The following is a 24079-nucleotide window of genomic DNA, read 5'->3' on the forward strand; positions in this document are numbered from 1 at the left end:
TTTCTCGATCCGATTTCCTCGGTGCTTTCCAGGTTCCCGCTCCGCTTTCGCTTCGCGTTTCCCTTTCCGGCGGTTCCGACTTTATCAGAAGTTCTGAGTCGGTTTTCCCGCCCCTCCGGGTTGTCCTCGGCACACGAGGCGGCCGGGTTCCCTTGCTGGCGGAGCCGTAAACGTACTGGAGCGGGGCACCTCGATGCAAATCGAGGCGCCCCGCTCGGGTGAAGCTTCCGACGGACCGTCAGACCTCCACGACCACCGGGAGGATCATCGGCCTGCGGCGATACGTGTCCGAGACCCACTTGCCGAGGGTGCGTCGGACGAGCTGCTGGAGCTGGTGGGGCTCCACCACTCCGTCCTGGGCGGACCTCTCCAGGATCTCCGTGATCTTCGGAAGGACCGCGGCGAAGGCCGAGTCCTCGATGCCGGAGCCGCGCGCCTGGACGTGCGGGCCGCCCGTGATCTTGCCCGTGGAGGCGTCCACGACCACGAAGACCGAGATGATGCCCTCGTCACCGAGGATCTTGCGGTCCTTGAGGGCCGGCTCGCCGACGTCGCCGACGGAGAGGCCGTCGACGTAGACGTAACCCGCCTGGACCTTGCCGACGATCTTGGCCTTGCCCTCGACCAGGTCGACCACCACGCCGTCCTCGGCGATGACGATCCGGTCGTGCGGGACGCCCGTCAAAGCACCCAGCTCGGCGTTGGCCCGCAGGTGGCGCCATTCGCCGTGTACCGGCATCAGGTTCCTGGGGCGGCAGATGTTGTAGAAGTACAGCAGCTCGCCCGCCGAGGCGTGGCCGGAGACGTGCACCTTGGCGTTGCCCTTGTGGACGACGTTGGCGCCCCATCGGGTCAGGCCGTTGATGACGCGGTAGACCGCGTTCTCGTTGCCGGGGATGAGGGAGGACGCCAGGATCACCGTGTCGCCCTCGACGATGCGGATCTGGTGGTCCCGGTTGGCCATCCGGGACAGGGCTGCCATCGGCTCGCCCTGGGAACCCGTGCAGACCAGGACCACCTCGTGGTCCGGGAGGTCGTCCAGCGTCCTGACGTCGACCACCAGGCCCGGCGGCACCTTCAGGTAGCCGAGGTCCCGTGCGATGCCCATGTTGCGGACCATCGAACGGCCGACGAAGGCGACCCGGCGGCCGTACTCGTGGGCCGCGTCGAGGATCTGCTGGATGCGGTGGACGTGGCTGGCGAAGCTCGCCACGATGATCCGCTTGCTGGCGCTCGCGAACACCTGGCGCAGGACGTTGGAGATGTCCCGCTCGTGCGGCGTGAAGCCCGGGACCTCGGCGTTCGTCGAGTCGGTGAGGAGGAGGTCGATGCCCTCCTCGCTGAGCCGGGCGAACGCGTGCAGGTCGGTCAGACGGTTGTCCAGCGGGAGCTGGTCCATCTTGAAGTCGCCGGTGTGCACCGCCATGCCGGCGGGCGTGCGGATGGCGACGGCCAGGGCGTCCGGGATGGAGTGGTTGACGGCGATGAACTCGCACTCGAAGGGGCCGACGCGCTCGCGGTTCCCCTCCGCCACCTCCAGGGTGTACGGGCGGATCCGGTGCTCCTGGAGCTTGGCCTCGATCAGGGCGAGGGTCAGCTTGGAGCCGATCAGCGGGATGTCCGGCTTCTCGCGGAGCAGGAAGGGGACGCCGCCGATGTGGTCCTCGTGGCCGTGCGTGAGGACGATGCCCTCGATGTCGTCGAGACGGTCCCGGATGGACGTGAAGTCCGGCAGGATCAGGTCGATTCCGGGCTGCTCCTCCTCGGGAAAGAGCACTCCGCAGTCGACGATCAGCAGGCGGCCGCCGTACTCGAAGACCGTCATGTTCCGGCCGATCTCACCGAGACCGCCGAGCGGGGTGACGCGCAGGCCGCCCGTGGGGAGCGGCGGGGGCGGGCCGAGTTCAGGATGCGGATGACTCAAAAGACTCTCCTCAAACATGCGCGCCACGTACCGGTCGGGCACGTGGCGCGCATGACGTTCGTGCAGAAGCAGTTGTCGTTGTGGGGTGCAGGCACCGGTGGCCTGCGTCTTCTGTTGTTGTTCAGTTGTGAAGTCAGTGGTGAAGCTCGGGTGGTGCCAAGTCTGTTGTCAGAGCTGTACCCCGCCGGCGGCAAGATCGATCTTGAGCTGGGCGATCTCCTCGGGCGAACACTCGACCATGGGCGAGCGCAGCGGCCCGGCGGGCAGTCCCTGGAGGGCCAGGGCGGCCTTGGTGGTCATGACGCCCTGGGTGCGGAACATGCCGGTGTAGACCGGGAGCAGCTTCTGGTGGATCTCGGTGGCCTTGACGACGTCGCCCGAGGTGTACGCGTCGACGAGGGCGCGCAGGTCGGGGGTGACGAGGTGGCCGACGACCGAGACGAAGCCGACCGCGCCCACGGAGAGCAGGGGTAGGTTCAGCATGTCGTCGCCGGAGTACCAGGCGAGGCCGGACCGGGCGATGGCCCAGCTGGCGCGGCCGAGGTCGCCCTTGGCGTCCTTGTTGGCGACGATGCGGGGGTGCTCGGCGAGCCGGACGAGCGTCTCGGTGTTGATCGGGACGCCGCTGCGGCCGGGGATGTCGTAGAGCATGACCGGCAGGCCGGTGGCGTCCGCGACGGCCGTGAAGTGGCGGTACAGGCCCTCCTGCGGGGGCTTGTTGTAGTACGGCGTGACGACCAGGAGTCCGTGGGCGCCGACGCGCTCGGCCTCGCGGGCCAGCTCGACGCTGTGGTGGGTGTCGTTGGTGCCGACGCCGGCGACGACGTGGGCTCGGTCGCCGACCGCCTCCAGTACGGCTCGTACCAGGTCCGCTTTCTCCGCGTCGGTGGTGGTGGGGGACTCGCCGGTGGTGCCGTTGATGATCAGGCCGTCGTTGCCTGCGTCCACCAGGTGGGCGGCGAGCCGCTGCGCGCCGTCGAGGTCGAGTGCGCCGTCCGCCGTGAAGGGCGTGACCATGGCGGTGAGGACCCGCCCGAAGGGGGTCTGCGGAGTCGAGGTCGGAGCCATGGGTAACACGCTACTCGGTGCTCCATGCGTGGTCTGCCCTCGGGGGGCCGGGAAAGTCAGGACAAATATGGAGCCCGGCACTGCCTGCTCGGGGGTTCAAGCAGTGCCGGGTCCGTTTGATCAGGCTAGATGAACTTCTCTAAATGCCGCAATACGGACACTTCGCCCGGCTGATGCGCACATCCGTTCCGGGCCCTGATTACGGGGCGACCCGGCCGTTGCCGTTGAAGGCGGCGTACGTCAGCGGCATGAGGTCGGCCCACTCCGCCTCCATCTTCTCGCCGACCATCTCGATCTCCCGCTGCGGGAAGGACGGCACCTTGGCCAGCTCGTGCTGGGTGCGCAGGCCGAGGAAGTGCATCAGGGAGCGGGCGTTGCAGGTGGCGTACATCGAGGAGAACAGGCCGACGGGGAGCACCGCGCGGGCGACCTCACGGGCGACGCCCTCGGCGAGGAGCTTCTGGTAGGCCGCGTAGGCCTGCTCGTAGCTCTCGGTGAGGGTGCTGCTCACCGTGTCGTGCTGGGCCGGGGTGCCCTCGACGAAGACGTACTTGCCGGGGCGGCCCTCCTGGACCAGCTTGCGGTCGGTGCCGGGGACGTAGAAGACGGGCTCCAGCTCGCGGTAGCGGCCGGACTCCTCGTTGTACGACCAGCCGACGCGGTGCCGCATGAACTCGCGGAAGACGAAGATCGGGGCGCTGATGAAGAAGGTCATCGAGTTGTGCTCGAACGGGCTGCCGTGCCGGTCGCGCATCAGGTAGTTGATCAGGCCCTTGGAGCGCTCCGGGTCCTTCTTCAGCTCGTCCAGGGACTGCTCGCCGAGCGTGGAGACGCGGGCGGCGAAGAGGACGTCGGCATCCGACGCGCTGGACTTCACGAGCTCGACGGTGACGTCACTGCGCAGGGTGAGCGACTCGGGGGTGGTCACGGGGGTCCTTCCCATCACTTCTTCAGGTTCGCGCCCACTGTACGGGGCGCCTCTGACAGTGCCGCACAGTGACCGTTCGGTGACCGCGCCGATGATTTTTTCGGACATGGGCACCTTTTCCGTCACTCGATCGTCTGTATGGGTGAGACCTGCTCGTTCGACCCGAAAACGACACTCCCGAGAGGAGAGGTACCTCCCATGTTCCGTCGGCGTGAGCCCGTGCCCTTCGCCTTCCTGGCCGAGGCGGACCGGTTCCGCAGCAATGTCGCTCCCCCGCCGCGCCGGCGTGCGTCCGCCGGGCAGATAGCCGGGCGCTGGCTGCTGGGCCTCACCATCGTCGCCGGGCTCGCGGGCTCGCTGATACTCGGCATGCCGGCGCTGTCGACCCCGTCCGACACCCCCGTGCAGCAGTCGCGGGCCGCCGACGGGCGCTGACTCTTACAGCCGTCCAAGGGTGGTGAGCGCGAACCCGGCCGGATAGCCTCACCGGGCACAGCCCGCGCAAGGATCGAGTGAGGACCAGCCGTGCCCCTGCCCTTCCTGACGGCCGACCGCACCTTCGAGGCCGCCGACGAGAGCGCGCTGCCCCACCTCGACCGGGAGCGCTGGCGGCGCCCCTACCGTCCCGGGCCCTGGCGGGTGGGCGTGGCCGCGCTGGTGCTGCTGGTTGCCTCCTTCGTGCTGTTCGCCGCGGTCGTCATCGCCCTGGCCGACTCGGTGTCCTCCGCCGTGGCGGTCCTCGTCACGGCGCTCGTGGTGATCGCCGCCGCGCTGCGGATGCTGCGCATGGGTGTCTGGGTGAGCGGGCGCGGGCTGCGCCGCGTCGGGTTCCTGGTGACGCGTACGGTGCCGTGGTCGCGGGTGGTCTCGGTGCGGACGGCGCAGCAGCCGGTGCGTTGGCTGGGGCTGCCCCGGACGGTGCAGGGGCAGGCGCTGACCCTCGTCCGGGGGGACCGGCCGGCCGAGGACACGCCGCCGCTGCTGACGACGCACACACTGGACTTCCTGAGCCGCCCGGCCGCCTTCGACCGGGCCGCGGACGCGGTCGAGGCGTGGGCCGCGGAGTGCGGCCGCGGGCACGGGCGCGACTGACCTGCGCAGGCATGCCGAAGGGGCCGGTCCGCTGCGGGCCGGCCCCTTTGGTGTGTCCGGTGCGCGCGCTGTCCACGCCGTACGGCTCAGGCCCGGGCGGGCTTGCCGTCGTGCAGGGCGATGGCCCGTTGCATGGCCTTGCGGGCGCGTGGGGTGTCGCGGGCGTCGTGGTAGGCGACGGCGAGCCGGAACCAGCAGCGCCAGTCGTCGGGGGACGCCTCCGTCTCGGCCTTGCGCCTGGCGAACACCTCGTCGGCGGAGTCGCGGTCGATGTGACCGCTCGGGGTGCGCCGCAGCTCGTCCACGGGCAGGCCGCCCTCGGCGTCGAGCTGGGTGGCGAGGGCGTTGGCCTTGCGGACGAACTGGGTGTTCTGCCACAGGAACCACAGGCCGATGACCGGCAGGATCAGGACCGCGACCCCGAAGGTGACGGTCAGGAGCGTGCCGGCCTGTATGAGCATGACGCCGCGGCTGCCGACCAGGACGAAGTAGAAGACCAGGACGGCGGCGGTGACGAGGTAAGTGATCTTGGCGCGCATGGCAGGGGCTGTCTCAGCTCAGGTCCAGGAAGTGCTCCAGGCCGAAGGTCAGGCCCGGAGTGGTCACCACGCGGCGGGCGCCGAGCAGGATGCCCGGCATGAAGCTGCTGTGGTGCAGGGAGTCGTGGCGGATGGTGAGGGTCTCGCCCTCGCCGCCGAGCAGCACCTCCTGGTGGGCCAGGAGGCCGCGCAGCCGGACGGCGTGGACGGGGATCCCGTCGACGCTGGCGCCGCGGGCGCCGTCCAGGGCGGTGGCGGTGGCGTCCGGCGCCGGCGCCGTACCGGCTGCCCGGCGGGCCTCGGCGATCAGCTGGGCGGTGCGGGTGGCCGTACCGCTCGGGGCGTCCACCTTGTTCGGGTGGTGCAGCTCGACGACCTCGACCGACTCGAAGTACGGCGCGGCGATCTGCGCGAACTTCATGGTCAGCACGGCGCCGATGGAGAAGTTCGGCGCGATGAGCACGCCGGTGCCCGGGGACTCGGCGAGCCAGCCGTTCAGCCGCGCGAGGCGCTCCTCGGTCCAGCCCGTCGTACCGACGACGGCGTGGATGCCGTGGCGCAGGCAGTAGTCGAGGTTGTCCATGACGGAGTCGGGGGTGGTCAGCTCGACCGCGACCTGGGCGCCGGTCTCCGCCAGCGTCTCCAGCTCGTCCCCGCGGCCGAGGGCGGCGACCAGCTCCATGTCCTCGGCGGCCTCGACCGCCCTGACCGCCTCGGCCCCGATCCGGCCCTTGGCGCCGAGGACCGCCACGCGCAGCTTGCTCATCTCTTGTGCTTCCTTGTCAGGAGTGGTTAGGCGACGGCGTCGTGCAGCCGCGCGGCCTGCTTGTCCTTCAGCGGGCCGATGACCGACAGCGACGGGCGCTGTCCCAGGATGTCGCGGGCGACCGCGCGGACCTCGTCCGGGGTGACCGCGGCTATCCGGTCCAGCATGTCGTCGACCGACATCTGCTCGCCCCAGCACAGCTCGCTCTTGCCGATACGGTTCATCAGCGCGCCGGTGTCCTCCAGGCCGAGGACGGTGGAGCCGCGGAGCTGGCCGACGGCGCGGGCGATCTCGTCGTCGGTGAGGCCGTTGGCGGCGACGTGGTCGAGTTCGTCGCGGCAGATCTTCAGCACGTCGTGCACCTGGCTCGGCCGGCAGCCGGCGTACACGCCGAACAGGCCGCAGTCGGCGAAGCCCGAGGTGTACGAGTACACGCTGTAGGCGAGACCGCGCTTCTCCCGGACCTCCTGGAAGAGGCGGGAGGACATGCCGCCGCCGAGGGCGGTGTTGAGCACGCCCATGGCCCAGCGGCGGTCGTCGGTGCGGGCGAGGCCCGGCATGCCGAGGACGACGTGCGCCTGCTCGGTCTTGCGGCCGAGCAGCTCGACCTTGCCGAAGGTGCGGATCGTACGGCTGCCGTCCCGCGGGGCGATCGGCTGCGCGTCCAGGTTCTTGAAGGCGCCCGCCTGCTCGAACGCGGCACGGACCTGGCGTACGACCTTGTGGTGATCGATGTTGCCCGCGCAGGCGACCACGAGATGGGTCGGGTCGTAGTGCTTCCTGTAGAAGCGGCGGATGCGGTCGGCGCCGAGGGCGTTGACCGTGTCGACCGTGCCGAGCACCGGGCGGCCGAGGGCGTTGTTCCCGAACATGGTGTGCGCGAACAGGTCGTGCACGCAGTCGCCCGGGTCGTCCTCGGTCATGGCGATCTCTTCGAGGATCGCGCCGCGCTCGACGTCGACGTCCTCCTCCAGGATCAGCGAGCCGGTCAGCATGTCGCAGACGACGTCGATGGCGAGCGGCAGGTCGGTGTCGAGCACGCGCGCGTAGTAGCACGTGTACTCCTTGGCCGTGAACGCGTTCATCTCGCCGCCGACGGCGTCGAGGGCGGCGGAGATGTCCAGCGCGCTGCGCTGCCGCGTGCCCTTGAAGAGCAGGTGCTCCAGGTAGTGCGTGGCGCCGTTCAGGGCCGGGGTCTCGTCGCGGGAGCCGACGTGCGCCCAGATGCCGAAGGTCGCGGAGCGGACCGAGGGCAGGGTCTCGGTGACGATGCGCAGGCCGCCCGGGAGGGTGGTCTTGCGGACCGTGCCGATGCCGTTCTGGCCCTTGATCAAGGTTTGGGTACGGGCAACGGCCCGCGCCTCCGAAGAGGGGCGGGCCGTCACCTTGGAGCTACGGGACGTCACTGCTCGGCGTCGTCCTTGTTCTCGTTGTCGCCTTCCTCGCCCTCGATCACCGGAACGAGGGAGAGCTTGCCGCGGGAGTCGATCTCGGCGATCTCGACCTGGACCTTCTGGCCCACGCCGAGGACGTCCTCGACGTTCTCCACGCGCTTGCCGCCGGCCAGCTTGCGGATCTGCGAGATGTGCAGCAGACCGTCCTTGCCGGGCAGCAGGGAGACGAACGCACCGAAGGTGGTCGTCTTGACGACCGTACCCAGGTAGCGCTCGCCGACCTCGGGCATCGTCGGGTTGGCGATGCCGTTGATCGTGGCGCGGGCGGCCTCCGCCGAGGGACCGTCGGCGGCACCGATGTAGATCGTGCCGTCGTCCTCGATGGTGATCTCGGCGCCCGTGTCCTCCTGGATCTGGTTGATCATCTTGCCCTTGGGGCCGATGACCTCACCGATCTTGTCGACCGGGATCTTGACGGTGATGATCCGCGGGGCGTGCGGGCTCATCTCGTCGGGCCGGTCGATGGCCTCCATCATCACGTCGAGGATGTGGAGACGGGCGTCGCGGGCCTGCTTGAGGGCCGCGGCCAGGACGGAGGCCGGGATGCCGTCCAGCTTGGTGTCGAGCTGGAGGGCGGTCACGAAGTCCTTCGTGCCGGCGACCTTGAAGTCCATGTCGCCGAAGGCGTCCTCCGCACCGAGGATGTCGGTGAGGGTGACGTAGTGCGTCTCGCCGTCGATCTCCTGGGAGATCAGACCCATGGCGATACCGGCGACCGGGGCCTTCAGCGGCACACCGGCGTTCAGCAGCGACATGGTGGAGGCGCAGACCGAGCCCATGGACGTCGAGCCGTTGGAGCCGAGGGCCTCGGACACCTGGCGGATCGCGTACGGGAACTCCTCGCGCGTCGGCAGCACCGGCACGAGGGCGCGCTCGGCGAGGGCGCCGTGGCCGATCTCGCGGCGCTTCGGGGAGCCGACGCGGCCGGTCTCACCGGTGGAGTACGGCGGGAAGTTGTAGTTGTGCATGTAGCGCTTGCGGGTCACCGGGGAGAGGGTGTCCAGCTGCTGCTCCATGCGGAGCATGTTGAGGGTGGTGACGCCCAGGATCTGGGTCTCGCCACGCTCGAACAGCGCGGAACCGTGCACCCGCGGGATGGCCTCGACCTCGGCGGCCAGGGTACGGATGTCCGTCACCCCACGGCCGTCGATGCGCTTCTTCTCCTTGATCACGCGCTCGCGGACCAGCTGCTTGGTGAGCGAGCGGTACGCGGCGGAGATCTCCTTCTCGCGGCCCTCGAACTCCGGCAGGAGCTTCTCGGCGGCGAGCCCCTTGACGCGGTCCAGCTCGGCCTCGCGCTCCTGCTTGCCGGCGATGGTGAGCGCCTGGGCGAGCTCGGGGCGGACGGCGGCCGTCAGGGCCTCGAAGACGTCGTCCTGGTAGTCCAGGAAGATCGGGAACTCGGCGGTCGGCTTGGCGGCCTTGGCGGCGAGGTCGGCCTGGGCGCGGCACAGCACCTTGATGAAGGGCTTCGCGGCGTCCAGACCGGCGGCGACGACCTCCTCGGTCGGCGCCTCGGAACCGCCCTCGACGAGCTTGATGGTGCCCTCGGTGGCCTCGGCCTCGACCATCATGATCGCGACGTCGCCGTCCTCCAGGACGCGGCCCGCGACGACCATGTCGAAGACGGCGTCCTCAAGCTCGGTGTGCGTCGGGAAGGCCACCCACTGACCGCGGATCAGCGCGACGCGGACGCCGCCGATCGGGCCGGAGAAGGGCAGGCCGGCCAGCTGCGTGGACGCGGACGCGGCGTTGATCGCCACGACGTCGTACAGGTGGTCGGGGTTGAGCGCCATGATCGTGGCGACGACCTGGATCTCGTTGCGCAGGCCCTTCTTGAAGGACGGGCGCAGCGGACGGTCGATGAGGCGGCAGGTGAGGATGGCGTCCTCGGACGGCCGGCCCTCACGGCGGAAGAAGCTGCCGGGGATCTTGCCAGCAGCGTACATCCGCTCCTCGACGTCCACCGTCAGCGGGAAGAAGTCGAGCTGGTCCTTGGGGTTCTTGGAGGCGGTGGTGGCCGACAGCACCATGGTGTCGTCGTCCAGGTACGCCACGGCGGAGCCGGCGGCCTGCTTGGCCAGGCGGCCCGTCTCGAAGCGGATGGTGCGGGTACCGAAGGCGCCGTTGTCGATGACGGCCTCGGCGTAGTGGGTCTCGTTCTCCACTAGCGTTTTCTCCGTTACGTATCGTCTTTCGTCCCTTGGCTGCCCGTGTGGCAGGGGGACGGTGGCGGAGAAGCGCGCCGTCTGGTGCGGGCCGGTCTTCGATCGAAGCACCCGGGGCTCGCTTCCCCCCGGGGGCCACTACCGAGGACCGGCGGCGGCGAGGTGCGCTTCTCCTCGTTCTTTTCGTACTGCGTACTGTGTCGTGCGTCTTGCGTTGTGCGTCGTGCGTACTGCGTTGTGCTACCACACTACAAAGCGTGTGTGACACTCCGCACGTTTCCCTACATACGGCAAAGGGAGCGATCCCCGAGTCCTTCGGGAACCGCTCCCCTCACGGCGTCTTACTTGGCGCCCGCCGCACCGCGGCGGATGCCGAGGCGGTCGACCAGCGCACGGAAGCGCTGGATGTCCTTCTTCGCCAGGTACTGGAGAAGGCGGCGGCGCTGACCGACGAGGATCAGCAGGCCACGACGGGAGTGGTGGTCGTGCTTGTGGGTCTTGAGGTGCTCGGTCAGGTCGGAGATCCGACGGGAGAGCAGAGCGACCTGGACCTCGGGGGAGCCGGTGTCACCCTCCTTGGTACCGAACTCGCCGATGATCTGCTTCTTCGTAGCGGCGTCGAGCGACACGCGTACTCCTCAATAGTCTGTTGAATGCCACCGAGTGCCCCCGGTCTACGTCTCGGGGAAGCTTCCGTTACTCGGGAGGCGGGGATCCGCTGGGCGCGGCCACCAGAACGTGCAGGACTGCCTGCGGGATCCGGGGGTGCGTACACGAACGGCCGTCAGCCAGGGTACCAGGAGGTGGCGGGCACCCTTCCCCCGGTCTGCGAACAGCCCGGGCGGCGGTCGTACGGCCACTAGGGTGAGCGCCGGGACCGAACGTTACGCCGTTACGCCGGGAAGGGGTCGTCACACGATGACGGAGACGGAAGCGGAGATCAAGGCGCGCAAGGAGCGGGAGCGGGACGAGCTGTACGGCCTCGACATCTCCGGTGTCGAGTGGCACTGCGCCCCGGGCACCGAGGAGCACGAGGAGCGCGTCGAGATCGCCTACCTGCCCGAGGGAGCCGTGGCCATGCGCTCCTCCCTCGACCCCGACACCGTGCTGCGCTACACCGAGGCGGAGTGGCGCGCCTTCGTGCTGGGGGCACGGGACGGGGAGTTCGACCTGGAGCCGACGGAGGGGAACGGGGGGCTCGGGGCGTAGCGCCTGACGTGGCGAGGGGGCGGTACGCGTGCGTGCCGCCCCCTCGCGCCTGTCCGCCCTTGCTCAGTGCTTCAGGCCCGCGGTGCCCACTCCGAGCACCGACAGCACCGGGTCCTTCGGGTGACCGGTGTCGCGTTCCAGGACGCGGCGGGCGAAGAAGGCGTGCCCCTGTTCGTACAGGATGTCTGACATATCCGGTTCGCCGAGTTCACCTTCGTCGTCCGACGGGAGATGGAACAGGAGGTACGGGGTCTCCTTGTCGGTCCGGGGATTCCAGTCCACCACGGCGGCCGGCTGAACGTCGTCCGAGGTGGAGCGGAAGATGATCAGGTCGTCACCGTTCATACGGACGGGGACGACCCGCTGGAAGAGCCGGCCCTCGAACTTGGCGACGGCGGTGCCCTTCTTGACGTCGAAGGCCGTGATCTGGTTCTCGGGCTTCGTGGTGACGTCGGCGGTGTCCTTGCTCATGACGAAGACCCGGTCGCGGCCGACCACCATGCCGTAGCACCTGTCGACGGCGTCGAAGAACAGCTCGACGTTGCCGCCGCACTTGGGGTCGTAGCCGTCCAACGAGATGGTGGCCAGCCGCTCGCCGCTCTTCGGATCCAGCGTGATCAGGTCCGTGACCTGGTATTCCCCCGCCTCGGCGGCGATCACAGGCGGGTCGGCGGACGGCAGGTAGATGCTGCGCAGACCGTCACTGACCGAATAGCGCCACAGGACTTTGCCGGTGCGCGGCTCGACCTTCTCCACGCGGTAGGTGGGGGCACTGGAGTCACCGCATTTGACGAGGGCCAGCAGGGCCGCGCCACCGGCATAGGCCGAGTCGTGGCACTGGGACGTACCGGACGTGCTCCACAGCCTCTTGCCACCGTCCATGGCATACGCTGCCGACCCGTCCTCCCAGGCTATGGCCACGACGCCCCGGGTCAGGGCGATGTCGGTGCCGTTGAGGGTGGCGTCGTCGGCCGCCGGGATCTTCCCTTGCCAGAGCTTCTTGCCGGTGTCGAGGTCGACCATGATCACCTCGTCACAGCCGCTGTCCAGGGGGGAAGTGACGTTCACATGCCCAGGCGTGACCACGACGGCTGTCCGGTTGTCGGCGGTGACGTCGCGGCTGACGGCGCAGATGTGGCCGCCGAGTTGCAGGGTCCATGCCTTCGCGTCCGAGTCCGGGTCGGGCTCGATCTCGTAGCCCTCGATACGGTCGGCGAGGGCGCGCGCGACGATCTTGGACGTGGCCCAGGTGGCGGGCGCGACCCGCTGCTCGTTGCCGGTGAAGCCGCCTTCATTGTGCTGGACGACGACCTGGCCCTCCGGCGAGACGGGGGGCTTCTCCACGGTCTGGCGAACGGTGTCCGGTGCCTGCTCGACCGCCTTGGCGCCGGTCCGCCCCTGCGTCCGGTCCGCCGAGTGGTACCAGAACAGACCCGCGCTGAGGCACACGCCGGCGGCCACCACCGCGGCGACCGCGCCGACTATGCGTCTGCGGCGTCTCTTCCGTGACTGGTCGGCCGCCAGCACGGAGTGGGTGTACATGGACGGGGGCGGGCCGAAGCTCACGCTGCTGGATCCTTTTCCTCGCTGCCGCCCACGGGGCGGAGAGGCCCGCTCGGGCCGGCCCGTGTCACTTGCTGGTCATCGCGCGGGCAGTCGCGTACACGTCGAACACGGCGAGCGCCAAGGGCACCAGCGTCAGCAGGACGAAGCCCTCGCAGATCTCCAGGAACCGGCCCCAGAACGGGGTCATCCCGCCGCGCGACAGGATCAGGCCCAGCGCGGTCACCAGGGCGGTGGCCGCACCGATGGCGGCGATCAGCCAGATGGTGCGGATGTCCAGGTCGGTGCGGTTCCCGCCGAGGGCCTCTCGGATCACGTGTCCCGGCGGGTTGAGGGCGAGGCCGAGGCCGAGCAGGACCAGGCAGGCGAGGCCGGCGGCCAGGACGGGGGCGACCTGGGCGGTGTACCGGAAGAGGCCGGCGCGCATCAGCATCGCGACGCCGGTGGCGAACGCGAGCACCTGGGCCCAGATGCCGTCGGAGAAGCCCAGCACCGCCGAGGCTCCCACGGCGAGGAGGGCACAACCGCCGACCAGGCCGACGAGCAGTTCGTGGCCGCGACGGGCCTGGGCCTCGACGCGCTCGGTGTCGACGGCCTCCGGCGCGGCGGACTCGGTGCCGTAGGCGGAGCGGGCGGGGCCGCTGCTGGGGCTCTCGAAGCCGATCGGCAGCCGCGCGAAGCGCATGGACATGCCGGGCAGGAAGGCGAGCGCCCCGACGGCGACGGGCGCGCACAGGCCGGCCATCTCGGTCGCGGACCAGTGGGTGAGGGTCGCGACGAAGACGACGACCAGGGCGACCGCGGAGGCGAAGACGAAGGCCACGAACGGGCCGTCGCCGCGCGGGGAGCACAGGGTGAGGATCAGGGCCGCGACGAGCACCGCCGCGCACGCCAGCAGGAACTGGAGCCGGCCGATGCCCTCCCCGCCGGTGAGGGGCAGCAGTCCGCTGCCGGCGACACCGATGTTGGGCAGCGCGCCGAGGCCGAGGGCGATGGCCGAGCCGCGGTCGTCGTAGACGCGGGCACGGATCGCGGAGAGGACGACCAGGAGGATGCCGGCGACGGCGGCGAGGATGCCGGCGAGACCGTGCATGTCGTGACGCGGGTCGGCGGTCCAGGCGACGAACGCGAGCAGCGTGGGCAGCACGCCGCCGCCGACGAGACCGGCGGCCCGGGTGAGGTCGCCGCTCCACAGCTTGTGCTGCTTGGTGACGGCCGAGGCGACGGCCTCGGCGACGTCGTCGAAGACGGCCGGCGGCAGGGACTCCGCGAACGGCCGCAGGGTGAGCAGTTCGCCGTCGAGAATGCGCTGGGCGGCGAAGGAGCGGGCGCTGTCCAGCACGGTGCCGTCGGTGCGGACCAGGTGGTAGCCGACCGGGGCGCCCGACTCGGGACTCTGCTGGGACAGCCGGAGGATCTCCGGATAGAGGTCGGCGACGGGGACGTCGTCGGGCAGTGCCACGTCGATACGGCTGTCCGGCGCGACGATGGTGACCCGGCAGAAGCCGAGTCCGGTGCCGGACCCGGCGGGGGCTCCCGTCCCGGTTCCGCCGGTGGCGGCGGCCGTCATGCTCACCTGCTGCTCCCCCTCAGTGGTGGTGGTGCGTCTACTTCGTGAAGGTCTCGTGCCGGTCGCATCTGCGCGGGTCGGCACGGGCGCCCTGTGGCCGGTTTCCGGGGCCGTACCGCCTCGACATCAAGGGGGTTGTCCCGGTTCGTCCGGCCTGCTCGCCGTGTGCTCACGCGAACACCCGGCACCCTACCGCCCACCCGTCCGCCGTGAACTCAGTAGGATCACGCGGCGGCCTGCGCCCGCCGGACACGGGGCGGTGGGCGGAAAGCCTGGGTCGGGCAAGGGAATTGGTGAGCAGTGAGCCAGATTGTCGTCAAGCGCCCCGCTAGGGCGCTTCCGTCCGAAGTGCCCACGGATGAGGTCGTTGTCCAGCCGCCGCCGGAACTGCCGAGGGGGCATCAGGAAAGCGTCCTGATGCAGCTGCTGCCGACGTTGGGCATGGGTGGCTCGGTGGTGTTCTTCTTCACGAACGGTCAGCCGTTCATGAAGATCATGGGCATGATCATGATCGCCTCGACGGTGGCCATGTCCATCGCGATGGTGGTCCGCTTCCGCCGTGGCTCCCAGGGCCAGCTGGCCGACATGCGCCGCGACTACCTCAGCTATCTGTCGCAGACCCGCAAGTCCGCCGTCGAGACGGCGCGGAAGCAGCGGGACGCCCAGTACTACCTGCACCCGTCCCCCGAGCAACTGTGGGCGCTCGTCGCCGAGGGCAGCCGGGTGTGGGAGCGACGGGCGAGCGACGAGGACTTCGCGCACGTGCGCGTCGGCCTGGGCCCGCAGCCGTTGGCGACTTCTCTCGTGGCCCCGGAGACGGGTCCGGTCGAGCAGCTGGAGCCGCTGACCGCGGGCGCCATGCAGCGCTTCCTCGCCACGCACGGCACCGTCGGCGATCTGCCGATGGCGGTGTCCCTGCGCGCCTTCTACCACGTCACGCTCAGCGGTGAGCCGCAGTCCGTACGCGCCTCCGCCCGCGCGCTGGTCGGCTCGCTGGCCTCGCTGCACTCCCCCGAAGACCTGGTCATCGCGGTGGCCGCCGGACGCGAGACGCTGCCGGACTGGGACTGGGCGAAGTGGCTGCCGCACGTGCAGGCGCCCGGCGCGGTGGACGGCGCGGGCAGCCGACGGCTGATCGGCGCCGACCCGCGCGAGCTGGAGGACCTGCTGTCCGCCCGGCTCACCGGCCGCCCTCGCTTCCACCCCGCCGCCGCGCCCCTGCTGGACGAGCCGCACATCGTGCTCGTCCTCGACGACATCTCCCTGCTGCCGGACTCCGTGCTCGCCAATCCGGAGGGCCTGCAGGGCGTCACCATCCTGGAGGTCGTGGCCGGCGAACTCATGAAGCCGGGCGGCGAGCTGTCCATCGTCGTACAGCCGGGCACGCTGCGGCTGGAGTCCGGGCACGGGGAGCTCTACGACGGCATCCCGGACGCGCTCTCCTACGAGTCCGCCGAGGCTCTGGCCCGGCAGCTGGCGCCGCTGTGCATGGGGGCGGGCGGCGACGACGGCGAACCGCTGCTCGCGAACCTGGAGTTCACCGATCTCCTCGGTCTCGGCGACGCGGCCTCCGTCGACACCAAGCGGACCTGGCGCCCGCGCGCCCTCGCCGAGCGTCTGCGCGTGCCCATCGGCCTCGGCGAGGACGGCCGCCCGGTCATGCTGGACCTCAAGGAAGCCGCGCAGGAGGGTATGGGCCCGCACGGCCTGTGCGTCGGCGCCACCGGTTCCGGCAAGTCGGAGCTGCTGCGCACCCTGGTGCTGGGCCTCGCCGTCACGCACTCCTCCGAGACCCTGAACTTCGTCCTCGCGGACTTCAAGGGCGGTGCGACCTTCGCCGGTATGGCGCAGATGCCCCACGTCGCGGCGGTCATCACCAACCTGGCCGACGACCTCACCCTGGTCGACCGCATGGGCGACTCGATCCGCGGTGAGCTCAACCGGCGCCAGGAGATGCTCCGCGACGCGGGCAACTACGCCAACATCCACGACTACGAGAAGGCCCGCGCGGCGGGCGCGCCCCTGCAGCCCATCCCCTCCCTCGTCCTGGTGATCGACGAGTTCAGCGAACTGCTGACCGCCAAGCCGGACTTCATCGAGATGTTCGTGCAGATCGGCCGTATCGGCCGTTCGCTCGGCGTGCACCTGCTGCTGGCCTCGCAGCGCCTGGAGGAGGGCCGGCTGCGCGGCCTGGAGACGTACCTGTCGTACCGCATCGGTCTGCGCACGTTCTCGGCGGCCGAATCCCGCGCCGCCCTCGGCGTCCCCGACGCCTACGAACTCCCCAACGTCCCCGGTTCCGGCTTCCTGAAGTTCGGCACGGACGAAATGGTCCGCTTCAAGGCGGCGTACGTCTCCGGCACGTACCGTACGGGCGGGCAGCGGACGGCGCCCGGCGGCGGCCCGCTGCCGGTGGACCGGCGCCCGGTGCTGTTCACGGCCACCGAGGTACCGGTGCAGTACACGGCGCTCCCGCAGCAGCGTGCGGAGTCGGCCCCCGAGACGGACGACGCGCTGGCCGACACCGTCCTGGACGTGATCGTGCGCCGCCTGGAGGCTCAGGGACCGGCGGCCCACCAGGTGTGGCTGCCCCCGCTGGAGAGCCCGCCGGCGCTGGACTCGCTGCTGCCCGGCCTCGCGGCGGTGCAGGGCCGTGGCCTGACCCAGCCGAACTACGAGGGTGCCGGCCGTCTGATCGTCCCGGTGGGCCTCGTCGACAAGCCGTACGAGCAGCGTCGTGACCGGCTGATGATCGACTTCTCGGGCGCGGCGGGCCACATGCAGATCATCGGCGGCCCGCAGTCCGGCAAGTCGACGCTGCTGCGGTCCCTGATCTGCTCCTTCGCGCTGACGCACACGCCGTACGAGGTGCAGATCTACGGGCTGGACTTCGGTGGCGGCGGTATGGCCGCGGTCGCCGGCCTGCCGCACGTCGGCGGCATCGCCTCCCGCCTCGACCCGGAGCGCGTCCGCCGTACGGTCTCCGAGGTGTACGGCGTCCTGACCCGCCGCGAGGAGTACTTCCGCGCGACGGGCATCGCGTCGATCGCCGACTTCCGCAGCCGACGGGCCCGCGGTGAGATCTCGGTGACCGACCAGCCCTGGGGCGACGTCTTCCTGATCGTCGACGGCTGGGGCAACTTCCGCACGGACTACGAGGCCCTGGAACCGGCGGTCGTGGACCTCGCCGCCCGCGGTCTCGGCTACGGCATCCACGTGATCATCACGGCGTCGCGTTCGATGGAGGTCCGGGCGAACCTCAAGGACCACCTGATGAACCGCCTGGAGCTGCGCCTCGGCGACGTCATGGACTCCGAGATCGACCGCAAGGTGGCGGTCAACGTCCCCGCCGGCGTTCCCGGCCGCGGCCTCTCCCCCCAGAAGCTCCACTTCATGGCGGCGGTCCCGCGCATCGACGGTCTGACCTCCGACACCGACCTGGCTGACGCGACGGCGGCACTGACCACCGAGGTCGGCCGCCACTGGCAGGCGCCCGGCGCCCCGCAGGTGCGGCTGCTGCCGCGCCAGCTGGAGGCGGTGGAACTGCCTCCGGGCGACCGCCTTCCGCAGCGGGGCATCGCCTTCGCGCTGGACGAGGACGCCCTGGAGCCGGTGTTCCTGGACTTCGAACAGGACCCGTTCTTCCTCGTCTTCGGCGAGAGCGAGTCCGGCAAGTCCAACCTGCTGCGGCTGCTGATCAATCAGCTCTGCCTGCGGTACAGCGGCGACGAGGCGAAGTTCTTCGTCGTCGACAACCGCCGCTCGCTGCTGGACATCACGCCCGCCTCGCACCTGGCGGAGTACATCCCGATGTCCAGCCAGATGGACCACCACATGGTGGCGCTGGCCGACCTCATGCAGCGCCGCACGCCGACGGCCGATGTCACCCCGCAGCAGCTGCGGGACCGCAGCTGGTGGCGGGGCCCGCAGGTGTTCGTCGTCATCGACGACTACGACCTCGTGTCCACGTCCAGCGGCAACCCGCTCAGCGGCCTGACGGAGATGCTGCCCTTCGCCCGCGACGTCGGCGTCCGCTTCATCATCGCCCGCTCCTCCGCGGGCGCGGGCCGCGCCGCCTACGAGCCCTTCATGCAGCGCATGAAGGAACTCGGCGCCCAGGGCATCGTCATGGCCGGCGATCCGGCGGAGGGCGACATCCTCAACGGGGTGCGACCGCGGCCGATGCCGGCGGGGCGGGGCGTCTTCGTGTCGCGGAAGCGGGGGAAGCCGTTGGTTCAGACGGGGTTGGTGGACGTGGAGTACTGACGTGCTCGTTCAAGGGCTGTGAATACGGCGAATCCGGCGGTCTGGCCGACCGCCGGATTCCTGTTTCCGGTGCGGCGGGGTCAGAAGACCGGCAACGCGATCAGGGCGTTGCCTGCCGTGACGAAGACTCGGTTGCCGTCGGCCGCGAGCTTGAGGTCGTCGATGAAGCGAGGGTCGAAGTACCAGATCTCCGAGCCGTCCTTGACGCTCAGGGCGTGTACCGACAGACCGTCGTTCAGATCTTGGAGCACCCATACACCGCTGCCCTGGAACAGGACCGGACTCCCGTCGGTGCCGCCCGGGCCGAACCAGTCCTTGCGGCCCTTGCGGAGGCTGAACCGCTGGTTGAAACCACCGATGTTCGCATACACGTAGTCGTCGGAGAGACCGGCGGGACCCCATTCCGACGAGGACCCGGATTCATTGATCCCCCGCCAGACCTCCTTGCCGTCCGAGATCCTCCGGCCGGTCAGCGTCTTGCCGTTGAGATAGACCACACCGCTCGCGGCCACCGGAACGAGCTGTGTCTTCTTCGCCTGGTCGTACACCGTCCACAGCGTGCGGCCGGTCTTCGTGCTGACCGCCAGTGCGTGCCCGTCGGTGGTCGCGACGACCAGTGTTCCGCTGTCGACCACGCCGTGGAGGTACAGGCGGGTTCTGAACCGCTCCGGCACCGACACGGTCCAGCGGAGTCCCGCATCGAAACGACCCACCGAACGGAGCCGGTGGTCCTTCGTCACGACGTACACCGCCTCCTCGTCGACGGCCAGGAGCGTCTCGGCATCGGCCTGTGCCGTCCACTTGGGCTCGCCCGTGGACGGGACGAAGGTGTGCAGCGTGCCGTGGGTGTCGGCGGTCACGAGCAGACGGTCGGAGAGCGACAGATAGCCGCTTGCCATCTCCATGTCGGAGGCCTGCCAGCGCTGTTTGCCGTCGACGACGTTGAACGCCGCTACACCGCCGGACTTGGCACCGGCGATGACCACGTCGCGGACCGGCAGCGGCGCTGGTGACTGCGGTCCCACCGCCGCATCGTGCTTCCAGAGCGGCTTGATGGCGTCACCGACGATGAAGTCGCCGTCGTCGGCGGACAGGATGCGCGCCGTCGGTGTCTTCACCGCGGGCGGCAGGGCGAACAGGTCCTTGCGGCGCGAGCCACCGTCGCGCATCAGCCACCAGCCGGTGCCACCGGTCGCCGCGAGCAGCGCGCCACCGGCCGCGACCCCGGTGAGCAGTCCGCGCCGGCTCGGCCCCACCCCGGTCCGGGTCGTCAGCAACGGTGCGGTCAATTCCCGTATCTCGCGCTCCCGCTCCTTGATCGCATCGGCCACGGGCCCGCGCTTCCACACCCCGTCGGACGTCCCGGACAGAGTGAAGGCCCCGGCGATCTGCTCGGGAGTGGGCCGGCCCGCCGCCTCCTTCGCCAGGCACGGGGCGATCAGGGCATGCTGCTCGGGCGAGAGACCGTGCCAGCGCGGTTCGCCGTGGACGACCTCGTACTGGACCGCAGCGACATGCCCGCCGGTGAACGCCCGGCGCCCGGTGGCCGCGTACACGAGGACGGCGCCGAGGGAGAAGACGTCGGCCGCCGCGGTGACCCGACGGCCGAGCACCTGCTCGGGGGCGCCGTATCCCGGGGTGACCGGAATCTGCCCAGTGGTGGTGAGCGTCAGTCCGTGCTCCGGACGTGCGATGCCGAAGTCGATGACCCGCGGGCCGTTCGCGGTGAGCACGATGTTGGGCGGCTTGAGGTCGCGATGGACGAACCCGGCGGCGTGGATGTCGCGCAGGGTACGGGCGAGCGAGGCGGCCAGCGCACGCAGACCCGCGTCGTCCAGCGGGCCGAGCCGGTCCACGATCTGGTCCAGGGTCGGCCCGGCAAGGAACTCCGTGGCGATCCACGGCCGTCCGCCCTCGGTCTGCGCACCCAGCACCGCCGCCACACCCGGACTCCGCACGGCCGCAGCCGCCAGCGCTTCACGCACGAACCGCTGGGCGAGACCCGCGTCGTGGGCGAGTTCGGGCCGCAGCACCTTCACGGCGGCGACGATGCCCGCGTGGTCCTGGCCGACGTACACCTTGCCCATGCCGCCCTCGCCCAGCACACCGAGCAGGCGGTACGGGCCGAGCCGGATCGGATCGCCGGTCCCCAGGGGTCTCATCGCTTGTCGCTTTCTGTTCTGTGCGCCCGTTCTGTTCCCTGCACCGGCCGGTTCACCGCACGGGGAACGCCGCGAGGAAGTGGCCGCCCAGCGCGATGACTTCTCCCGCCTTCTCATGGATCATGAAACGGTCACCGGTGGTCCGGTAGGAGTGGGCCGGCTGCTGGGAGGACAGATCGATCGCCCACAACCGCGACCCTCGCTTGGTGTACGCGAAGTCGGAACCCACCACGGGTGGGGCACTCAGGTCCGCGTCGGTGCCCTGCCCGCCCTTTTCCTGCCACTTGACGCGCCCGCTCGCCGGGTCGAAGGCGACGAGCCCGAGCCCCTTCTCGACGGCGTACAGGGTGCCGTCCTTGATCACCGGAAGGCCATAGGTGCGACCCGGCCGTTCGGACGCCGAGTCCCAGGCCACGCTCCCGTCGCCGAGCCGCAGTGCCCTCAGTCGGCCGGCGCCCACGTACAGGTTCTGCGCGTCGGTGACCAGGGACTCCCGTACCCGGTCCGGGACGACGCCGTCGAGCCTGCGGTCCCACCGGACGGTTCCCGTACCCGTGTCGCGCACAACGGCGTGCACACCGCCGTCGTTCGCTTCCTGAAGCGCGACGAGGCGGTTCCCCACGACCGAGGCGCCGAGGAAGAACAGGTGCGGGACCTCCTGCTGCCGACGGGGCAGCGGCGCCTTCCACAGTCGCTTGCCGCTGCTGATGTCCACCGCCAGCACGTACCAGGACTGCGAGGCGAGGAAGCTGAAGGAGAACTTGCCGTGCCCGGCCACCGCGTAGGCCACCCCGCCCGCGGTGCACAGCGCCTGGTTCAGTGAGAGCCCATTGAGGTCGGTGAACTGCGCGAAGGGCTCCCCGACCGAGCCGGTGCGGACGTCGATCGAGGCCAGAGCCAGCGGGCGCGCATGGGAGGAATCGGATCCGGTGTAGCCGTCGTTCACGTCCTTCACCAGGAACATGCGCCCGGCGTCGGAGGCGATCTGCCACGGTATCGGCGCGTTGAGCGACTTCCAAGCGACCTTCCCGCTCTGCGCGGCGACCCCTTCCAGGAAGTTTCCGGCCATCACCACGACCATGTCACCGACGGCCTGCAACGGCACCGGAAAGGAGTCCAGAGGTCCTTCTGTGAATCCTCCGTTGTACGTGTCCTCGACCTGGACCTGCCAGCGCGAGTCCAGCTGCTTCTTCGGCAGCTGGCTGTTGCTGGGCCCGGGCACGGGCTGTGTCTTCGGACCACCGGCCCACTCGCTCCAGGCCCACGCCCCCGCCGCTCCCACGGCCGCGACGCCCAGCGCGGCGCCGCCGCTGGTGAGCAGCAGACGCCGGCGCGACCACCGTACGGGAGCGGCCGTCGCCGCCATGGCCGGCTCATCGGCCGGGGCCGGCAGCCGCTGCGGCGCGACCTGCCAGACCTCCGTGGCCCGCCGCCCGATGTCGGCCAAAAGTACGTCCGGCAGGTGGTCGGCGAACTCGCCACCTCCGTCGTGCAGTTGGGAGGCCAGCCAGCCGGTCGTCGGACGCCGGAACGGATTCTTGTCCAGACACTGCGCAAGCGCCGGCACCAGGTTTTCGGGTACTCCGCTCAGGTCGGGCTCGGCGTACTGCACCCGGTAGAGCAGATCCGCCGCCTGGCCGTGCCCGAAGGGCGGATGCCCGGTGGCGGCGAAGACGAGCAGCCCGGCGAGCGCGAAGACATCACCCGCGGCCGTGTGTTCCTGCCCTCCCGCCTGCTCCGGTGACATGAAGGCGGGGGTACCGACCGCGACTCCGGCACGGGTGAGGTGATCATCGCCGGCCGCGCGGGCGATACCGAAGTCGATGACCTTGGGCCCGTAGGCGGTGATGAGAATGTTGGACGGCTTGAGGTCGCGATGGACGACATCGGACGCGTGCAACTGTTCCAGCGCCCCGCACAGCGCCGCCCCCAGTGCCCGTACGGACGCCTCGGGCAGCGGCCCGCACAGCTTCACGGCCTCGTCCAGGGACGGCCCGAGCACGTACTCGGTCGCGAACCAGGGTGTCTCAGCCCGCGGATCGGCGTCCACCACACCGGCGCCGAACCTCTCCCCCACGACCCGCGCCGCGTCGGTCTCCAGCCGGAACCGGGTACGGAACGCAGGATCGGAGGCGATGCGGGCGTGCATCGTCTTCAGCGCGACGGTACGTCCGCCCACGGTACGGGCGAGATACACGGTGCCCATGCCTCCGCTGCCGAGGCGGGCGATGGGCCGATAGGAGCCGATCGTGTGGGGGTCGTCGTGGGTAAGCGGGGAAGGCATGGGGTCGTTGTCAGTTCTGGCTATGGGAAGGGTGGGTGGGAGAGGTCTGCCCGGCAAGGGAGATCTCCGCCGTGAGAACGGCCGCCGACTGATGGGCGAGGGCGGCGACGACACGCCCGGGGAGCCAGCCTGGACCGAGGAGGACGGCGGAACGGCTCTCCGCCTCAGCGCGCCCTCCCAGGGCGTCGATGAGTTCGGCCAGTTGAGGACGGTTCCTCGGGTCATGTGAGAGGCACCGGGCGATGACCGTACGCAAGGCGGCGGGAAGTTCGTCCCGCTCCGGTGTCGTGTACCCGGTGGCCGCGTAGGCGAGCGTCGCCCCGAGGGCGTACACGTCTCCTAGGGGACGCGGACGCCCGCCGGACGACTGTTCCGGCGGCAGGCTGCCCGGTTCGAGACCCGGCAGCCCTGAGCGGGAAGCACCGTCGGGCGCAGCCGCGCGCACGGCGCCGAAGCAGGAGAGACGCGGCCCGTCGGCGGCGATCAGGACGGCCGCCGGTGACACACCGGCGAAGGTCAGCCCCTGCCCGTGGAGGACGGCCAGCGTCTCGGCGAGGGCCGCGCCCAGCGCGCGTACGGTCCGCTCGGGAAGCGGACCTCCGTGTACGGCGAGGGCGGTGGGGAGGGGCAGGACAGGCAGATACGGGTGCGCGTACCACGGCGGCTCGCCCGCACCGGCGACGGAGGTGGCCGGGGCGGCGCAGGACCCGAGCAGATAGCGGGAGGCTTCGGCCTCGGCGAGGAAGCGCTGAGGGTCGCGACCGGACAGCGGGAGGGACAGCAGCACGGTGTGCTGTCCGTCGGAGCTTCGGGCGATGTACCGCCGCTCGGGGACAGGGACTTTGGTGTGGGGGTCGTCCAGGGCGGTGATCAGCGTGTACGGGCCCACTCGTCGCCGTGACGTGGCGGCTCTACCGGGTTTCGCCCCAGTGGCCACACCACCTACGGCGCCGTCTGCGGCGTGCATTCCCTGTCCTGATTCTTCCGCTGTACCAGCCTGGTTCCACCGCCCTGCCGGGTCCACACCGCGCACGACAGGGGGTGGGCACCCTCCGTGCGCGCCCACCCCGCTACCGCGACGTGCTG

General features: G+C 70.2%; 17 protein-coding genes. 4 read left to right on the forward strand and 13 right to left on the reverse strand.

The genetic code is table 11. The features are described from left to right. Nucleotides 1-238: 238 nt before the first annotated feature. The 3 genes from ACFC8N_RS21780 to thyX all read right to left on the reverse strand — a co-directional run bounded on the left by ACFC8N_RS21780 (nucleotide 239) and on the right by thyX (nucleotide 3935). Nucleotides 239-1924, reverse strand: coding sequence for a ribonuclease J (locus tag ACFC8N_RS21780; RefSeq protein ID WP_356024292.1), 1686 nt, complete (start codon nucleotides 1922-1924; stop codon nucleotides 239-241). Between the two features lie 168 nt (nucleotides 1925-2092). Continuing rightward, a complete protein-coding gene (gene dapA / locus ACFC8N_RS21785) occupies nucleotides 2093-2992 on the reverse strand; it encodes a 4-hydroxy-tetrahydrodipicolinate synthase (RefSeq protein WP_356024295.1) in 900 nt (299 codons plus the stop codon). A 199-nt stretch (nucleotides 2993-3191) separates the two neighbouring features. Further along, nucleotides 3192-3935, reverse strand: a complete 744-nt coding sequence (thyX, locus tag ACFC8N_RS21790) for an FAD-dependent thymidylate synthase (protein ID WP_356024297.1) — start codon at nucleotides 3933-3935, stop codon at nucleotides 3192-3194. A gap of 183 nt (nucleotides 3936-4118) precedes the next feature. Here thyX and ACFC8N_RS21795 point away from each other — a divergent pair, with 183 nt between their 5' ends. Together ACFC8N_RS21795 and ACFC8N_RS21800 are read left to right on the forward strand one after the other, a co-directional pair. Further along, nucleotides 4119-4355 carry a hypothetical protein gene (locus ACFC8N_RS21795; RefSeq protein ID WP_356024300.1) on the forward strand — a complete coding sequence of 79 codons (237 nt, stop codon included), beginning with the start codon at nucleotides 4119-4121 and terminating at the stop codon, nucleotides 4353-4355. Between the two features lie 90 nt (nucleotides 4356-4445). Beyond that, nucleotides 4446-5012 carry a hypothetical protein gene (locus ACFC8N_RS21800; protein WP_356024302.1) on the forward strand — a complete coding sequence of 189 codons (567 nt, stop codon included), beginning with the start codon at nucleotides 4446-4448 and terminating at the stop codon, nucleotides 5010-5012. Between the two features lie 86 nt (nucleotides 5013-5098). Here ACFC8N_RS21800 and ACFC8N_RS21805 read toward each other — a convergent pair whose 3' ends face one another. The 5 genes from ACFC8N_RS21805 to rpsO all read right to left on the reverse strand — a co-directional run bounded on the left by ACFC8N_RS21805 (nucleotide 5099) and on the right by rpsO (nucleotide 10568). Continuing rightward, a complete protein-coding gene (locus tag ACFC8N_RS21805; RefSeq protein WP_362823889.1) occupies nucleotides 5099-5551 on the reverse strand; it encodes a hypothetical protein in 453 nt (150 codons plus the stop codon). A 13-nt stretch (nucleotides 5552-5564) separates the two neighbouring features. Beyond that, nucleotides 5565-6317 carry a 4-hydroxy-tetrahydrodipicolinate reductase gene (gene dapB, locus ACFC8N_RS21810; protein WP_356024307.1) on the reverse strand — a complete coding sequence of 251 codons (753 nt, stop codon included), beginning with the start codon at nucleotides 6315-6317 and terminating at the stop codon, nucleotides 5565-5567. 26 nt (nucleotides 6318-6343) lie between these two features. Further along, the gene (locus tag ACFC8N_RS21815) at nucleotides 6344-7723 is read right to left on the reverse strand and encodes a M16 family metallopeptidase (RefSeq protein ID WP_376289147.1); all 1380 of its coding nucleotides are present in this window, start codon (nucleotides 7721-7723) and stop codon (nucleotides 6344-6346) included. Further along, on the reverse strand, nucleotides 7720-9939 hold the full coding sequence (locus ACFC8N_RS21820) for a polyribonucleotide nucleotidyltransferase (protein ID WP_356024311.1): 2220 nt from the start codon (nucleotides 9937-9939) through the stop codon (nucleotides 7720-7722). The genes ACFC8N_RS21815 and ACFC8N_RS21820 overlap by 4 nt, the downstream gene beginning before the upstream one ends. Nucleotides 9940-10280: 341 nt before the next feature. After that, a complete protein-coding gene (gene rpsO / locus ACFC8N_RS21825; protein ID WP_030177470.1) occupies nucleotides 10281-10568 on the reverse strand; it encodes a 30S ribosomal protein S15 in 288 nt (95 codons plus the stop codon). Between the two features lie 289 nt (nucleotides 10569-10857). Between rpsO and ACFC8N_RS21830 the strand changes: the two genes are divergently transcribed. Next, complete coding sequence (locus tag ACFC8N_RS21830; protein ID WP_376289149.1) at nucleotides 10858-11148, forward strand: DUF397 domain-containing protein; 291 nt, start codon at nucleotides 10858-10860, stop codon at nucleotides 11146-11148. A 63-nt stretch (nucleotides 11149-11211) separates the two neighbouring features. Here the strand turns inward: ACFC8N_RS21830 and ACFC8N_RS21835 are convergent, their stop codons facing one another. Together ACFC8N_RS21835 and eccD are read right to left on the reverse strand one after the other, a co-directional pair. Beyond that, complete coding sequence (locus ACFC8N_RS21835; protein ID WP_376289151.1) at nucleotides 11212-12714, reverse strand: PQQ-binding-like beta-propeller repeat protein; 1503 nt, start codon at nucleotides 12712-12714, stop codon at nucleotides 11212-11214. Between the two features lie 64 nt (nucleotides 12715-12778). Then, a complete protein-coding gene (gene eccD / locus ACFC8N_RS21840; protein ID WP_376289426.1) occupies nucleotides 12779-14281 on the reverse strand; it encodes a type VII secretion integral membrane protein EccD in 1503 nt (500 codons plus the stop codon). A 300-nt stretch (nucleotides 14282-14581) separates the two neighbouring features. Between eccD and eccCa the strand changes: the two genes are divergently transcribed. Further along, nucleotides 14582-18547 carry a type VII secretion protein EccCa gene (gene eccCa, locus ACFC8N_RS21845; protein ID WP_356024319.1) on the forward strand — a complete coding sequence of 1322 codons (3966 nt, stop codon included), beginning with the start codon at nucleotides 14582-14584 and terminating at the stop codon, nucleotides 18545-18547. Between the two features lie 80 nt (nucleotides 18548-18627). Here the strand turns inward: eccCa and ACFC8N_RS21850 are convergent, their stop codons facing one another. The 3 genes from ACFC8N_RS21850 to ACFC8N_RS21860 are packed head-to-tail and all read right to left on the reverse strand — an operon-like array spanning nucleotide 18628 to nucleotide 23960. Then, entirely contained in the window at nucleotides 18628-20709 is a 2082-nt protein-coding gene (locus ACFC8N_RS21850; protein WP_376289153.1) for a protein kinase, read from the reverse strand. A gap of 52 nt (nucleotides 20710-20761) precedes the next feature. Beyond that, complete coding sequence (locus ACFC8N_RS21855) at nucleotides 20762-22993, reverse strand: protein kinase (protein ID WP_376289155.1); 2232 nt, start codon at nucleotides 22991-22993, stop codon at nucleotides 20762-20764. 10 nt (nucleotides 22994-23003) lie between these two features. Continuing rightward, complete coding sequence (locus tag ACFC8N_RS21860; RefSeq protein WP_376289157.1) at nucleotides 23004-23960, reverse strand: serine/threonine protein kinase; 957 nt, start codon at nucleotides 23958-23960, stop codon at nucleotides 23004-23006. Nucleotides 23961-24079 lie beyond the last annotated feature (119 nt).

This window comes from Streptomyces sp. NPDC055966, from assembly GCF_042269865.1.
In the GTDB taxonomy this organism is placed as follows: domain Bacteria; phylum Actinomycetota; class Actinomycetes; order Streptomycetales; family Streptomycetaceae; genus Streptomyces.